The sequence below is a fragment of the Leifsonia sp. HAY1-4F genome, assembly GCF_056755275.1.
Map to the genome: position 1 here is coordinate 25908 of NZ_JBNDHX010000024.1, position 14931 is coordinate 40838.

The 14931-nt window shown below is 71.8% G+C and carries 15 protein-coding genes; 4 read left to right on the forward strand and 11 right to left on the reverse strand.

The genetic code is table 11. The features are described 5' to 3' along the window. The first annotated feature begins 11 nt into the window (after positions 1-11). Positions 12-1409 (forward strand): M23 family metallopeptidase, encoded by a 1398-nt coding sequence (locus ACPYOG_RS07160; protein ID WP_481293552.1) that lies wholly within the window; start codon positions 12-14, stop codon positions 1407-1409. 90 nt (positions 1410-1499) lie between these two features. Continuing rightward, entirely contained in the window at positions 1500-2852 is a 1353-nt protein-coding gene (locus tag ACPYOG_RS07165; protein WP_481293553.1) for a maltokinase N-terminal cap-like domain-containing protein, read from the forward strand. A 39-nt stretch (positions 2853-2891) separates the two neighbouring features. Here the strand turns inward: ACPYOG_RS07165 and ACPYOG_RS07170 are convergent, their stop codons facing one another. The 6 genes from ACPYOG_RS07170 to paaA are packed head-to-tail and all read right to left on the reverse strand — an operon-like array spanning position 2892 to position 7405. Next, the gene (locus ACPYOG_RS07170; protein ID WP_481293554.1) at positions 2892-3662 is read right to left on the reverse strand and encodes an enoyl-CoA hydratase/isomerase family protein; all 771 of its coding nucleotides are present in this window, start codon (positions 3660-3662) and stop codon (positions 2892-2894) included. Positions 3663-3702: 40 nt separating this feature from the next. Beyond that, a complete protein-coding gene (gene paaE, locus ACPYOG_RS07175; RefSeq protein WP_481293555.1) occupies positions 3703-4791 on the reverse strand; it encodes a 1,2-phenylacetyl-CoA epoxidase subunit PaaE in 1089 nt (362 codons plus the stop codon). A 10-nt stretch (positions 4792-4801) separates the two neighbouring features. Beyond that, entirely contained in the window at positions 4802-5284 is a 483-nt protein-coding gene (gene paaD / locus ACPYOG_RS07180) for a 1,2-phenylacetyl-CoA epoxidase subunit PaaD (RefSeq protein WP_090040802.1), read from the reverse strand. After that, positions 5278-6159, reverse strand: coding sequence for a 1,2-phenylacetyl-CoA epoxidase subunit PaaC (paaC, locus tag ACPYOG_RS07185; RefSeq protein WP_481293556.1), 882 nt, complete (start codon positions 6157-6159; stop codon positions 5278-5280). The genes paaD and paaC overlap by 7 nt, the downstream gene beginning before the upstream one ends. Continuing rightward, complete coding sequence (gene paaB, locus ACPYOG_RS07190; protein WP_090040801.1) at positions 6156-6443, reverse strand: 1,2-phenylacetyl-CoA epoxidase subunit PaaB; 288 nt, start codon at positions 6441-6443, stop codon at positions 6156-6158. Before paaB ends, paaC begins: the two co-directional genes overlap by 4 nt. After that, positions 6440-7405 carry a 1,2-phenylacetyl-CoA epoxidase subunit PaaA gene (paaA, locus tag ACPYOG_RS07195; protein WP_481293557.1) on the reverse strand — a complete coding sequence of 322 codons (966 nt, stop codon included), beginning with the start codon at positions 7403-7405 and terminating at the stop codon, positions 6440-6442. Before paaA ends, paaB begins: the two co-directional genes overlap by 4 nt. 140 nt (positions 7406-7545) lie before the next feature. On the opposite strand from paaA, the gene ACPYOG_RS07200 reads away from it, so the two are divergent. Then, entirely contained in the window at positions 7546-8157 is a 612-nt protein-coding gene (locus ACPYOG_RS07200; protein ID WP_481293564.1) for a TetR/AcrR family transcriptional regulator, read from the forward strand. A 609-nt stretch (positions 8158-8766) separates the two neighbouring features. Here ACPYOG_RS07200 and paaZ read toward each other — a convergent pair. After that, entirely contained in the window at positions 8767-10815 is a 2049-nt protein-coding gene (gene paaZ / locus ACPYOG_RS07205) for a phenylacetic acid degradation bifunctional protein PaaZ (protein WP_481293558.1), read from the reverse strand. 48 nt (positions 10816-10863) lie between these two features. On the opposite strand from paaZ, the gene ACPYOG_RS07210 reads away from it, so the two are divergent. Next, positions 10864-11265 carry a PaaI family thioesterase gene (locus ACPYOG_RS07210; RefSeq protein WP_481293559.1) on the forward strand — a complete coding sequence of 134 codons (402 nt, stop codon included), beginning with the start codon at positions 10864-10866 and terminating at the stop codon, positions 11263-11265. Here the strand turns inward: ACPYOG_RS07210 and ACPYOG_RS07215 are convergent. From ACPYOG_RS07215 to ACPYOG_RS07230, 4 genes are all read right to left on the reverse strand, one after another. Continuing rightward, positions 11240-12196, reverse strand: a complete 957-nt coding sequence (locus ACPYOG_RS07215; RefSeq protein WP_481293560.1) for a 3-hydroxyacyl-CoA dehydrogenase family protein — start codon at positions 12194-12196, stop codon at positions 11240-11242. The genes ACPYOG_RS07210 and ACPYOG_RS07215 overlap by 26 nt on opposite strands. Beyond that, complete coding sequence (locus tag ACPYOG_RS07220; RefSeq protein WP_481293561.1) at positions 12193-12936, reverse strand: enoyl-CoA hydratase/isomerase family protein; 744 nt, start codon at positions 12934-12936, stop codon at positions 12193-12195. The genes ACPYOG_RS07215 and ACPYOG_RS07220 overlap by 4 nt, the downstream gene beginning before the upstream one ends. Next, the gene (locus ACPYOG_RS07225) at positions 12933-14117 is read right to left on the reverse strand and encodes a thiolase family protein (protein ID WP_481293562.1); all 1185 of its coding nucleotides are present in this window, start codon (positions 14115-14117) and stop codon (positions 12933-12935) included. Before ACPYOG_RS07225 ends, ACPYOG_RS07220 begins: the two co-directional genes overlap by 4 nt. 308 nt (positions 14118-14425) lie before the next feature. Next, complete coding sequence (locus ACPYOG_RS07230) at positions 14426-14854, reverse strand: Lrp/AsnC family transcriptional regulator (protein ID WP_481293563.1); 429 nt, start codon at positions 14852-14854, stop codon at positions 14426-14428. Positions 14855-14931 lie beyond the last annotated feature (77 nt).

Below are 14931 nucleotides of genomic sequence, written 5' to 3' on the forward strand. Positions count from 1 at the left end.
CGCTGGTTCTCGTGGCCGGGGGGATGCTGGCGGCGCCGCAGCCGGCCGCCGCGGACGAATGCACTGTGGGATGCGCGTCGCCGACTTCGACGCCCATCCCGACATCGACGCCCCTGCCGACGCCGGGCCCCACCTCGGGACTGACGACCGATCCGCAGCGAGGGGACGACGGAGGGGGGACGGACAAGGATCCGGATCCGAGCTCCACGCCGACGCCGACTCCGACCCCGACGCCTACACCGACGCCGACACCCACGCCAACCCCGACCCCCACGCCGACTCCGACACCCACACCCACGCCGACGCCCATCCCGACCCCGGCACACACGCCGACTCCGACACCCACCGCCGCCCCCGCAGCTCCGCCCCAGCCCGCTCCCGTCGACGAGATCACGCTGACGGCGCCCGACCTCCCGTCGTTCCAGAACATCGACCTCGCTCAGCTCCAGCAGGCCGCCCAACTGGCGAGCGACCTGGCGGCGGCGCAGCAGCAGCTGGCGGACGCCACGCAGCAGGCGCAGGGCGCGCAGCGTGAGCACGCGCAGGCCCAGGCGGCCGCTGACGCCCTGAAGAAGGAGGCCGCTGCCGCCACCAAGCATGCGGAGGGAACGGCCGCCTTCGCGACGGCGCTCATCCGCTCGGCCGGCGCGCACCTGCTCCGGCCGGATCCGCTCGCTGCGGCCCTCACCGGGTCCGGCGGCGATCTCCTCACGAAGCTCGGCGCTGCGGACCGGCTGTCCTCCCTCTCCGCGCAGGCCGATGCCGCGCTCCGCGCCGCCGCGAAGGACAAGAAGAGCGCCGAGGCCATCGCGAAGAAGGCGCAGGGCGCCCGTGACGCCGCCTCCGCCATCGACGTCCAGGCCAGCGCCCAGGCGGTCGAGTCGGCGCAGCAGCAGGTCAACGCCGCGTCCGCCGCCCTCGCAGCGACGCCGACGGTGATCGCGGCCGGCTCGAACTTCCAGGTGCTCACCTCCGACGCCACGCTGGTGTCGAGTGGATGGGCGCTCCCGGTCCACGGACCGATCACCGACGTGTTCGGTCCGCGTCCCTCTCGTCCGCTGGGGACCGCGCTCTTCCACCCCGGGGACGACCTCGGTGCAGCGTGCGGCACCACGATCTTCGCCGCCGCGGCCGGTACGGTCGAGCGGGCCGGGCCGTTCAGCGGGTACGGCAACTACATCCTCATCGACCACGGCGGCGGAGTGGAGACGGCCTACGGCCACATCCGCGACGGCGGCATCGGGGTGACGATCGGCGAGCACGTGGCCGCCGGCCAGCCGATCGCCCAGGTCGGCTCCACGGGCCTGTCGACCGGATGCCACCTCCACTTCGAGGTCCACGTCAACGGGCTCCAGATCGACCCGCAACCGTTCATGGCGGCGCGCGGCGTGGTGCTCGGGACGCTCTGAGCGCATCCACACATCGATCCGAGGCGCGCCTACCTCAGGATTGGCCGGGCACCCGCGCGCAATCGCCGGAGCGGGCGTACCGTTCGGGACATGACCGAACTCACGGAGCTCGTCGGGACGTGGATGCGGCGTCAGCGCTGGTACTCGACGAAGAATGTCGAGCCGCGGCTGCGGCTGCTCGGATCGTTCGATCCCGGACCGGTGGACGCGCGGCCAGGGGACGGCGACGTCCGCATCACCACCTTCTTCTTCTGCGACGACGCTCCGCGGACTCCGCGCGTCTACCAGGTGCCGGTGGTGGCGCGCGCCGGCCGGGACGGCGAGGAGGCGGCCCTGATCGGGGAGGCCGGAGGCCGTTACCTGTACGACGGTCCGACGGAGGAGGCGTACGTCGCCTCGCTGGTGCAGTTGATGACGGGCGAGCAACGGGCGGAGGGACGGGCAGCGCTCGCCGAAGGGCACTCGCTGGGAGGACCGCTGGTGGTGCGATCGTCGCGGCGGCTGACCGGGGAGCAGTCCAACACCTCCATCGTCGGGGAGCTGGAGGGCGGACGCCCCGCGCTCATCAAGGTGTTCCGCGTGGTGCAGGACGGCGAGAACCCGGACGTCTCCACGCTCGCGGCGCTCACGGCAGGCGGCTCCCGGCGCACTCCGTCGCTGCTCGGCTGGCTGACCGGACGCTGGCCCACCGGGGACGGCGGCATCGCGTCCGGCGAGCTCGCCCTCATGCAGGACTTCCTGCCGGGCGCGGAGGACGGCTGGGAGCTGGCGGTCAGCGCCGCCGAAAACGGCGAGGACTTCACCGATCGCGCGTTCCAGCTGGGAGCAGGGACGGCTGAACTGCACCGGCTGATGGCGCAGGTGCTCCCCACGAAGCGGGCCACCCGAGAGGATGTGGCCCTCGCTCTCGACGGCATGTTCCGGCGGCTGGCGGTCACGACCACCGAGGTGCCGGAGGTCGAGGAGCTGCGGGCCGGGATCACCGCCGTGTACGAGGAGGCGGCGGCTGCGCCTCTTCCGCTGCTGCAGCGCATCCACGGCGACCTGCATCTGGGGCAGGTGCTGTACTCGCCGGAACGCGGCTGGCAGTTCATCGACTTCGAGGGCGAGCCGTTGCGTCCGCTCTCGGAACGGGCGATTCCCGACGCGACGATGCGGGACGTCGCCGGCATGCTGCGCTCGTTCGACTACGTCGCCGGATCGCTCGCCCGGCGGGAGACGCCGATCGACGCCACCGGCTGGACGGCGGCGGCCCGGGCGGCGTACCTGGACGGGTATGCCTCGGTCGCAGGCTCCGAGGTCGAGGACTTCGAGCAGCTGCTGGACGCTTTCGAGCTCGACAAGGCGGTGTACGAGATCGCCTACGAGGCGCGGCACCGCCCGTCGTGGATCCCGATCCCGCTCGCCGCGGTGCAGCGGCTGCTGGCGGCCCGGGTGGGCTGAGTCGGCGGCCGGGCCACACGCGCCGGTCGTCCGCGCGCTTCAGTGCCCGGTGAAGCCCGGCTTGCGCTTCTCCTGGAAGGCGCGGAACCCCTCCCGGTAGTCCGCCGTGTCGCGCAAGCGGGCCTGCGCGGCGTTCTCGGCGGCGACGGATCCCCAGAGGTCGAGGGAGCCGTCGCGCAGGCCGGCGACGATGCGCTTGCTCGCCAGGAACGACTCAGTCGCGCCGGAGGCTGCTGCGGTGGCGGCTGCATCCACCTCGCCCCTCAGCTGAGAGGCCGGGAGGGCGCGCGAGAACAGGCCGGCGGCGACGGCTTCGGTGCCGGAGAGCAGGCGGCCGGAGACGATGAGGTCGAGCGCGCGATGCGGGCCCAGCCGCGAGACGAGCAGCCAGTGGCCGCCGGAGTCGAGGGCGGCTCCGAGGGCCGCGAAGGGGGAGCCGACCTTGGCGTCCTCGGCGACGTAGACGACGTCGGTCATGGCCAGCAGGCCGAGCCCGACCCCGAGGCAGGCGCCGTGCGCGGCCGCGAAGGTCGGCGCGGGGAAGGCCGCGATGCGGCGCAGGAGCGGAGTGACGAGGCCGTCGAGATAGCCGGCGACATCGTCGGTGGCCGGGTCGACGCCGGCGATATCGCGGCCGGCGCAGAAGGCGCGGCCCTCGCCGCGCAGCACGAGCGCGCGCACGCCGGACGCCTCCGCCTCTGTGTAGGCGGCGGTCAACTCGCGGAGGTCGTCCGGCCCGAGGGCATTCAGCCGCTCGGGTGCGTTGAGCGTCACGCGGGCGATGCCGTCGGCGATGTCCAGGTCGATCACGGCGTTCTCCTTGCGGTGGGGTCGGGTCGGGGGCGGCGGTTCAGACGTCGTAGTCGACCACGACGCGATCGGTGAGCGGATGGGACTGGCAGGTCAGCACGTAGCCGCGCTCGAGCTCCTCGGGCTCGAGGGCGTAGTTCTCCGTCATCCGCACGTCACCCGAGACGAGCCGCGCGCGACAGGTGCCGCAGACGCCGCCGGTGCAGGCGAACGGCACATCCGGCCGCACCCGCAGCGCGGCGTTGAGGACGGACTCGTTCGCATCCACGGGCGTTGTCACGGTCGAGGTCAGCCCGTCGAGCCGGAACTCGATCTCGGCCGTGCGCTCGCCCTCGCGCACGACGACCGGGTGGCCGACATCGCCGCGCGGCTCGCCGGGCTCGCCGGTGGTGAACAGCTCGAAGTGGATGCGCTCCCGCGCCACCCCGTACTCCTCGAGAACGTCGCGGCACAGCTGGACGAGCTCGAACGGTCCGCAGAGGAACCACTCGTCGACGGTGTCCGGTGGGAGGAGCGTGTCCAGCATCCGCCGCAGTCGCTCCTCGTCGATCCGGCCCGAGAGGAGAGGCGCCGAACGCTGCTCGCGCGACAGGACGTGATGGAGCGCGAGCCGCGCCGGGTAGCGGTCCTTCAGATCGGCGAGCTCCTCCAGGAACATCACGTCGACGGCCGTGCGGTTGGTGTAGACGAGCGTGAAGCTGGAGGTGGAGGATGCGGCGAGGACGCTGCTGGCGAGTGCCATCAGCGGGGTGATTCCCGAGCCGGCGGCGATGCCGACGATGTGCCGGTCCTGCATGCGCTCGGGGTCGAGAGTGAAGGTGCCCTGCGGGCTCATCACGTCGATCGCGTCTCCAGGGCGCAACTCGCTCGTCGCCCAGGTGGAGAACGCGCCGCCGAGGTCGCGCTTGATGGCCACGCTGATCCGTCCGGGCTCGGGCGGTCGGCACAGCGAGTAGCTGCGGCGCAGCTCGCGGCCGTCGACGTGGGCGCGGAGCGCCACGTGCTGGCCGGGCAGGTAGTCGTACTCGCCGCGCAACTCGTCCGGGACGGCGAAGGTCACCTCGACGCTCGCCGCGGTCAGCGGACGCACCTCCGCCACGGGCAGGCTGTGGAACCGGGCGCGCGCCATCAGGCGGCGCTCACAGCGCTTTGAAGTGGTCGAAGGGCTCGCCGCAGGCGCGGCAGACGAACAGCGCCTTGCACGAGGTCGAGCCGAAGTGCGCCACCTCCCGGGTGTCGAGGGAGCCGCAGTGCGGGCACTTCACCGACAGGCGGAGGCTGACAGGACCGGCGGCGGAGGGCGGGGCGATCCCGTACTCCTTCAGCGCCGTGCGACCGGCGGCGCTGATCCAGTCGGTGGTCCAGGCGGGTGACAGCGTGAGACGGACACGCACCTCGCTGAAGCCTGCGGAGGTCAGGGCGCGCACCACATCCTCGCGGATCGCATCCATCGCCGGGCAGCCGGAGTAGGTCGGAGTGATGACGACCTCGACGCCGTCGTCGCCGACCGTGACCTCGCGCAGTACGCCGAGGTCGTCGATGGTGAGGACGGGCACCTCCGGGTCGACCACGGCAGCGGCGGCCGACCAGGCGCGCGCCGCGTCCGCATGATGCGTCACCATGATGCCCCCGGATGCTGACGCGCCAGCACCTGGAGCTCGGCCAGCAGCGGTGCCAGGTGTTCGGAGTGCCGTCCGCGCCGGCCCCCGCCGGCCGCGTGGAACGCGGTGGGCGGCTCCAGCTCGGCCTCGGCGAGGACCGGCGCGATGTCGGCGTCGAACGGCTCGCGCAGGGTGGAGGGACGGACGGCGATGCCCTCTAGTGCGTCGAAGAGCGGCTCAGACGCGTCCGCATCGGCGATCGGGGCCGAATCGTCCGAGAAGAGCTCGTCCACGTACGGCCAGATGTCCTCCAGGGCGAGGAGGGTGCGACGGCGGGACTCGTCCGTGCCGAGCGCCAGGCGCAGCATCCACTGGTCGGCGTGATCGCGGTGGTAGTCGACCTCTTTCACCGCCTTCGCGGCGACGCCCGCGAGCACCGGGTCGGTGGAGGCGCGTAGCCGGTCGTAGAGGATGAACAGGTAGTGGGAGGCGGCGAACTGGCGGACGATCGTGTGCGCGAAGTCGCCGTTCGGCTGCTCGAACAGGTGCGCGGAGCGGAAGTCGCCCTCGTCGCGCCAGTAGGCCAGGTCGTCCTCGGTCCGGCCCGAGGCGGAGCCGGCGTAGCGGAGCAGGGACCGGGCATGCCCGAGGAGGTCGAGAGCGATGTTGGCGAGCGCCACATCCTCCTCCAGCTCCGGTGCGCGGGTGATCCAGTCGCCCAGGCGCTGGGCGAGCACGAGGGCGTCGTCGCCGAGCCAGAGGGCGTACTCGGCGACCAGAGGGGAGGCGGGGGTGTCGGAGGCGACGAACTCGTCGGAGAGGAGGACGGCGCTCAGCTCGACCCGGCCGTGCTCGTCGGTGTTCTGGTCGGTGCTCGACTTGTCGGTGTCCGTCACAGGTGCTTCACCCCCTCGGCGGCGGTGTAATACGTCGCGTGCCGGAAGTTCTTGCCCTCCGGCGAGGTGAAGAAGGCGTCCTTCGCATCCGGGTCGCTGGCGGTGATCCGATCGGAGCGGACCACCCAGATCGAGACGCCCTCGCCGCGGCGCGTGTACAGGTCGCGGGCGTTGCGGAGGGCGAGCTGCTCGTCGGGAGCGTGCAGCGAGCCGACATGCACGTGGCTGAGACCGCGGGACGCGCGGACGAACACCTCCCACAGCGGCCACGGCTCCGCGTTCATGCGACGGCCTCCGCGATTTCGGGATGCGCGCGTTTTTCCGCGTAGGCGGCCGCGGCATCCCGCACCCAGCGTCCGTCCTCGTGCGCCTCGCGCCGGCGCTGCATCCGCTGGGCGTTGCAGGGCCCGCGTCCGGCGATCACCTCCTGCAGCTCGCTCCAGTCGATCGGTCCGAGGTCGTACGCCTGCCGCTCCTCGTTCCAGTGGAGGTCGGGGTCGGGCAGGATGACGCCGAGCGCCTCCGCCTGCGGAACGAGCATGGCGACGAACCGCTGCCGCAACTCGTCGTTGGAGAACCGCTTGATGTGCCAGGCCATCGACCGGGCCGAGTTGGGGGAGTCCGCGTCGGGCGGCCCGAACATCATCAGCGACGGCCAGTACCAGCGGTCCACCGCATCCTGAGCCATCCGCTGCTGTTCGGGGGTTCCGTGCATGAGGGACAGCAGGATCTCGAAACCCTGCCGCTGATGGAAGGACTCCTCCTTGCAGATGCGGACCATCGCGCGGCCGTAGGGGGCGTACGAGCAGCGGCACAAGGGCACCTGGTTGCAGATGGCGGCGCCGTCGACCAGCCAGCCGATCGCGCCGATGTCGGCCCAGCTGAGGGTGGGGTAGTTGAAGATGGAGGAGTACTTCGCGCGGCCCGAGAGCAACTGCTCGGTGAGTTCGTCGCGGGTGATGCCGAGGGTCTCGGTGGCGGAGTAGAGGTACAGGCCGTGGCCCGCCTCATCCTGCACCTTGGCCATCAGGATCGCTTTGCGCTTCAGGCTCGGAGCGCGGCTGATCCAGTTGGCCTCCGGCTGCATCCCGATGATCTCGGAGTGGGCGTGCTGCGACATCTGGCGGATGAGCGTACGGCGGTAGTCGTCGGGCATCCAGTCGCGCGGCTCGATGCGGGAGTCGGCGGCGATGAGCTCGTCGAAGCGGGCCTGGCCGGCGGGCGGGGCCTCCGTGGTGGTCGTCATCGACCCTCCTGTCGCAGATCATTTACTTACTGATCGTTCGTTCAGTATATCCGGAACGTGGGGCTGCGTGCCAGACTGAACGCGTGACCGAGATCGCCGACGCGGGCCCCGCCGACGCCGCCGCTGCCGACGTTGCCGACGTGGCCGGCGCGGCCGACGCTGCCGGCGCTGCCGGCACCGAGGCGCTCCGCCGCGGGCGGCCGGGGTACGACCAGCGCGGCATCCTCGAGGTGGCGGTGGCCGCCTTCAACGAGCACGGCTACGACGCGACCTCGATCGGGATGCTCGCCGACCGGCTCGGGCTGTCGAAGTCGGCGATCTACCATCACGTCGCCTCTAAGGAGGAGCTGCTCCGGCTGGCCCTCGATGAGGCGCTCGACGGCTTGGAGGGAGTGCTCCGGGCGCCCGAGGCGACGACCGGCGCGGCCGCGGATCGCCTGGCCTTCGTGCTGCGCGGGGCCGTGCGCGTGCTCGCCGACCAGCTGCCGTACGTCACGCTGCTGCTCCGGGTGCGCGGCAACACCGACGTGGAGCGCGCCGCCCTCGCTCGCCGCCGCGACTTCGACCACGCCGTCGCCGCGCTCGTCGCCGAGGCCCGCGACGAGGGCTCCCTGCGCACGGACGCCGACCCGGCCGTCGTCGCCCGCCTCCTCTTCGGTATGATCAACTCCCTCACCGAGTGGTACACCCCCGAGGGCCCGCTCACGCCCGACGACCTCGCCGCCACCATCCTCGCCCTCGCCCTGCGCTGACCGCAGGAGGCTACTTGCGACGAGGGTGAGGCATCCTGGGGTCCCTCTAGTCGTCGCTCCTCCGGCGAGGAGCAGGTGGCCTGTAGGCGCCCGTCCCGCGCCGTCGATCCCGCAGAGCAATGAACAGGTAGACCCCGGCGACGGCCGAGGCCCAAAGTGCGGCCAGAAACCATAGCCACCAGTTCGGGAGGCCGCGCATCGCGTAACTCACCCCGAGTGCGCCGCACGCTGCGCCGAGGATTCCCCACAGCACCGCGTGGATGATTCGAGGACGCCCGAAAGCCCATCGAACCCAGCGGGGGAGGCTACCCATGCTCATGCTCCACTCCTCCCGGGCGGTAGTCAGCCGCGACAGCCACAAGCCGGAACGGTCGCAGTCACACATCGGGAGGGTAGAAAGCCCTCCACCTACTTAGACGCAGACGTCACGCAAACATGACGCGGCGTTGCACGAATTGCGTTCCCGTGCCCACGGTCAGGGAGCAACCAGGGCCCTGCGCTCACGCCCCCACCATCGAGTCCGCAGAGACTGCACGTTTCGCACGGCGTGTCGCGTAAGTCTTCGTGTACTCGACGGTGGGGGGTGAGCGGAGCGACAGAGAGGGTGCGCTACTTGGCGACGAGCGTGAGGACGTCGTAGGTGGCGACGAGCTCGTCGCGCTGGTTGAGGATGCGTGCATCCCAGCGGACCTCGCCGTAGGGGTCGGTCTCGCGCGGGGTGATCTGCTTGGCGGTCAGGGTGACGCGGATGCTGTCGCCGGGCACGACGGGCGTCAGGAAGCGCAGGTCCTCCAGCCCGTAGTTTGCGAGCACCGGCCCGGGCGCCGGGTCGACGAACAAGCCGGCGGCCCACGACACGAGCAGGTAGCCGTGCGCGACCCGGCCGGGGAAGAACGGATTCGCGGCAGCGGCCTCTTCGTCCATGTGCGCGTAGAAGGTGTCGCCCGTGAAAGCTGCGAACGTCTCGATGTCGTCGAGCGTCACCTCGCGCGACTTCGACTGCACCTGGTCGCCGATCCGCAGGGTCTCCAGCGACTTGCGGAAGGGATGCGGTGCCTCCGCGGACGCCGCAGCTCCCGGGTGCCACACACCGGTGATCGCGGTGAGCAGGTCCGGCGAGCCCTGCAGCGCTGTCCGCTGCATGTGGTGCAGCACCGCGCGGATCCCGCCCAGCTCTTCGCCGCCTCCCGCTCGCCCGGGTCCTCCGTGCACGAGGTGCGGCATCGGCGAGCCGTGTCCCGTCGAGGTGCGCGCGTCGTCCCGGTCGAGGACGAGGATGCGGCCGTTGTAGGCCGCTGACCCGAGCACGAGCGTCCGCGCGAAGTCGGCGTCGTGCGTCGCGACGCTCGTCACCAGCGAGCCGCCGCCGCGGGCGACGAGTGCCACCGCCTCCTCGGCCGTCTCGTACGCCAGTACGCTCGCGACCGGTCCGAACGCCTCGACGGTATGGGCTTCGGGCGTCCACGGATCGGCGAAGTGCAGCAGCAGCGGCGCGACGAACGCACCCTCCGGCGCCGCGCCGAGGGTCCCGTCCGCCCGCTGCACGGTCGGCTGGTCGAGGCCGCCGATCACGAGCTCGCCGCCCGCGCCGACGAGCCGCGCGACCTGCCGCAGCACCTCGTCGCGCTGGATGCGCGATGCGAGCGGCCCCATCGTCACGCCCTCCGCGCGCGGATCGCCGAGGACGACGCGCGACGCGATCCGCTCCCGCACGGCGGCCGTGATGTCCTCGACGAGCGGACCCGGCACGATCGCCCGGCGGATGGCCGTGCACTTCTGCCCCGATTTGGCCGTCAGCTCGGTGACCAGGCTCTTCACGTACGCGTCGAACTCGGGCGTCCCGGTCACCGCGTCCGGCCCGAGCACCGCGGCGTTGATGGAGTCGGTCTCGCTCGTGAACCGAACCCCGCCGGTCTGCACCGAGTCGTGCGCGCGCAGCCGTTCAGCGGTGGATGCGGAGCCGGTGAAGGCGACCAGGTCGCCGAGCCGCAGGTGGTCGAACAGGCCGGGGACCGATCCGCTCACCAGCTGGAGGGCGCCGGCGGGCAGCAGCCCGGACTCGACCATGATCCGCACCGCCGCTTCGGCGATGAACGCGGTCGGCGTCGCCGGCTTCACGAGCGTCGGCATGCCGGCCAGGAAGGAGGGCGCGAGCTTCTCGAGCATCCCCCAGACCGGGAAGTTGAAGGCGTTGATCTGCACCGCGACGCCCGGCAGCCGCGTGTAGACGTGCCGGCCGAGGAAGCTGCCGTCCTTCGACAGCTGCTCCGCCGGTCCGTCCAGGACGACCTGCGCGTTGGGCAGCTCGCGGCGTCCCTTCGATCCGTACGTGAACATGGCGCCGATGCCGCCGTCGACGTCGATCCAGGCATCCGCCCGCGTGGACCCGGCCTGCGCCGACAGCGCATACAGCTCGTCCTTGCGCTCGGTCAGGGCCTGGGCCAGCTGCTTGAGGAGGAGGGCGCGCTGGTGGAAGGTGAGCTCGCCGAGCGAACGCTGGCCCACCGTCCTCGCGTGATCGAGCGCTCCGGCGAGGTCGAGCCCGGCGGTGCTCACCTGCGCGATCAGGTCGCCGGTGGAGGCGTCGAGCACGTCGGCGGCTCCGTCGGCGGTGTCAGGGGTCCACCATCCATCGCGGAGATAGCTGGGCAGGATCATCGGACTCCTCCTGAAATCGACGCGTGAGTGGATGCGTATGCTGGCCGGATGGCAGACGACGACTGGACGATCGAACTGGGCGAGCTCGACAAGAAGATGGGCGTGCGCATCCTGGAGCAGTCCGCCGAGCGCGTCGTGGCGACGATGCCCGTGGAGGGCAACCGCCAGTCCTTCGGGCTGCTGCACGGCGGCGCCTCGGTCGCTTTCGCGGAGGCGCTCGGGTCGTGGGCGGCGGTCATCCATGCCGGCCCGGGACGCAGCGCAGTCGGCGTGGACATCAACGCGACGCACCACCGGGCGGTCCGCTCGGGCCTGGTGACCGGGGTCGCGACCGCGATCAAGCTGGGCCGGACGATCGCGTCCCACGAGGTCGTGGTGACGGATGAGGACGGCAACCGGCTCTGCACGGCCCGCATCACGAACCTCATTCTGGATGCTCCGGCTCCATAGCAGGCGGGGTCCCGGCGGGCGGCTCCGGCGGCGCCGGGCGATCCATAAGGAGGGGGACGTCGGCGGTCCCGTCGCCCCAGGAGAAGAACCCCTGCCCGGATTTCCGCCCGAGCATCCCCTCGGCGACCATGTGACGCAGCAGCGCGGGCGGCTCGAACCGAGGCCCCAGCTCGCGCGCGAGGTACTCCGCGATGTCGAGCCGCACATCCAGCCCGACCAGATCGGTGAGTCGCAGCGGACCGACGGGATGCTTGTAGCCGAGCGTCATCGCCGTGTCGATGTCCTCGGCGGTCGCGACGCCCTCCTCGACCATCCGGATCGCCTCCAGCCCGAGCAGCACGCCGAGCCGCGAGGAGGCGAACCCGGGGGAGTTGCGGACGGCGATCGCGGTCTTGCCGAGTGCAGCGATCCAGCGCTCCGCCGAACGCACCGTGGAGGGCGCGGTGGCCTTCCCGAGGACGATCTCGACGAGCGCCGAGGCGGGGACCGGGTTGAAGAAGTGCAGGCCGAGGAAGGCGTCCGGGCGCCGGAGGCCGGCGGCGAGGGCGTCGATCGACAGGGACGACGTGTTCGTGGCGAGCACCGCATCCACCGGCAGCAGATCCTCGGCCCGGCGCAGGGCCCGCCGCTTGAAGTCGAGGACTTCCGGGACCGCCTCGACGGCGAGCCCGGCACCTGCGAGCGCCTCCCAGGTGACCGTCACGAGCAGCCGCGCCGGGTCGGGCGCCACCGCTCCGCGCCGGACGCTGCCCTCCACAGCTTCGAGGATGCGGTCGCGCGCCTCCGCTGCGGCCGACGCGTCGCGTTCGATCACGGCGACGTCGGCTCCGGCCATGACGAACGCGTGCGCGATCCCGGAGCCCATCCGGCCGCCGCCGATGACGGCGATGCGTGCGGGGAGGGATGCGCTCGCAGGCGTGTCGGTAGTCATCGCGTCCTCCGTTCCAGGAACTCCGTCATCCGCCGCCGCTTCTCCGGCGACGCGAACAGCTCGGCCTGCGCCTCCCGCTCGGCGGAGGGATGCTCGGCGAGCCGCGCTCGCAGCACCCTCTTCGTCCACTGGGTCGCGAGGGGATCCTTCGCGGCGATCCGGTCCGCGAGCGCGTGCGCGGCGGCGAGCAGGTCCTCCGGCTCGTGGAGAGAGGACACCAGGCCGGCTGCGAGGGCCTCCGCACCATCCAGGAGCCGTCCGGTCAGGACGAGCTCGGTCGCCAGCGGCAGCCCGACAAGCTGAGGGAGTCGCCAGAGCGCGCCGGCGGCGGCGATGATGCCCAGTCCGGTCTCGGGATTGCCGATCCGCAGCCGTGGGGTGCCGATGCGCAGGTCGGCCGCGTAGGCGAGCTCGGCGCCGCCGCCGAGGGCGTAGCCGTCGAGGGCCGCGATGACCGGCATCGGGAGTTCGGCGATCCGGGAGAAGATCGTGTCGTTGATACCGTGGCGCGCATCCTCGGCGGTCCGCTCCCGCAGCTCTGCGATGTCGGCGCCGGAGGCGAACACACCGCCGGCGCCGGTGATGATCAGAATGCGCTGCTCCACCTCGAGCCGCGCGCACACCCGGTGGAGTTCGTCCACCATCCGCTGGTCGATCGCGTTGCGGCGCTCCGGGCGGTCGAGTGTAACGACGACGCGGTCGTCGCGCTCCTCCACGGTCAGGCTGCGCTCGTCCGTCATACCGCCTCCACGATGAGGGAGGTGCCCTGGCCGACCCCGACGCACATGGTCGCCAGGCCGTAGCGGGAGCCTTCCCGCTCCATCCGTCCGAGCAGTGTGACGAGGATACGCGACCCGCTCGAACCGAGCGCGTGACCGAGGGCGATGGCGCCGCCGTCGGCGTTGACCCGCGCGGGATCGAGTCCCAGACGGCGGATGCACGCGATGGCCTGACTGGCGAAGGCCTCGTTCAGCTCGATGGCATCCAGGGAGCTCACGTCCAGCCGGGCGCGGTCGAGGGCTTTCCGCGTGGCGGGGACCGGGCCGAGGCCCATGACCTCCGGTGCGACGCCGGCGCTCGCCGCGGCGACGATCCGCGCGCGCGGCTGCAGGCCGTACTGCTCCACCGCGCGGGCGCTGGCGACGACGATCGCCGAGGCGCCGTCGTTCAGCGGCGACGCGTTGCCCGCCGTGACGACGCTGCCGCCGGGGACGACCGGCTTCAGGCGCGCGAGCGCCTCCGCGCTGGTGTCGCGGCGGATGCCCTCGTCGGCGGTCACGCGGCCGTTCGGCGTCTCGACGGGGACGAGTTCGGCGTCGAAGCGCCCGGCGTCCGCGGCGGCGGCCGCCCGGCGGTGACTCTCGAGGGCGAACGCGTCCGCCTCCTCCCGGCCGATCCCGTCGATCCGTGCCACCTCCTCCGCGGTCTCCGGCATCGTGTAGGTGGCCTTGTCGCGGTCGAGCAGCCGGGGGTTGGCGAACCGCCAGCCGATCGAGGTGTCGTACTGGGGGCCGGGACGCGTCCACGGCTTCTCGGGCTTGGCCTGCACCCAGGGGGCGCGCGTCATCGACTCGACGCCGCCGGCCACGAGCAGGTCGGCATCCCCGGCCCGGATGGCCTGGGCGGCCTGGATGACCGCGGTGAGTCCGGAGGCGCACAGCCGGTTGACGGTCATAGCGGGCACCTCGTCCGGGAGCCCGGCGAGGAGGACGGCCATCCGGGCGACGTTCCGGTTGTCCTCCCCGGCCTGGTTCGCGGCGCCGAGGATCACTTCGTCGAGTCCCTCGGCGGGCGCGCCCGCGCGCTGGAGCGCCTCGGCCACGACGAGCGCGGCGAGGTCGTCGGGCCGCACTCCGGCCAGCGCGCCGCCGTAGCGGCCCACCGGCGTGCGCACCCCGCCGACGAGGTAGGCCTCTGCCATCGCTGCCCTCTTCCTCGAACGCGACGAATTACCGAACGATCGTTCAGCAATGTCATCGTCGCAGAATCCCGACCCCTGGGCAACCCGCCGCGCGCCCCCGTTCACGTCGTCGCGCGTGCGTCGGCGCGTCGTGCCACGGTCCTCCGAGATTCGTGACGAATGTGCCTTTCGCCGCGGCCTAGGGCGACATTCGTCACGAATGTTTCCACCCGCGTACTCACGCGCCAACGGTGCTAGGGCGACATTCGTGACGAATGTGCCCTTCACCGCGGTGCAGGGTCACATTCGTCACGAATGTGCTGCCGGGCTCAGCGCTTGTCGTGGTCCTCGAACACGAGCGACGTCTTGGTGTCGCGCACCGACGAGATGCTGGTCAGCTCCTCGAGGACCACTCGCCGCAGGTCCTCGTTGTCGCGGGCCCGCACCAGGAGGATCACGTCGAAGTCGCCGCCGACCAGCGCGAAGTGCTCCACCTCGGGGATGCTCGCCAGCCGGTCGCGCAGGTCGTGCCAGGCCGACTGCTCCACGCGCATCGTGACGTACGCGGACGAGGTCCGGCCCGACAGCCGCGGATCGACCTTGGCAGTGAAGCCGGTGATCACGCCGTCCGCCACGAGCCGCGAGACGCGGGCGTAGGCGTTCGCGCGGGACACATGCGTCGTCTCCGCGACCGCCGTGATGGAGGCGCGGCCGTCGGCGCGCAGAGCGTCCAGGATGCGTGCATCGATGTCGTCCATGGTGCTGGACAGTCTGACACGCAACGGCGACCAGCACATCCATTCGTCTCGACTCTGGGTGACCCGTAGCATCCGAG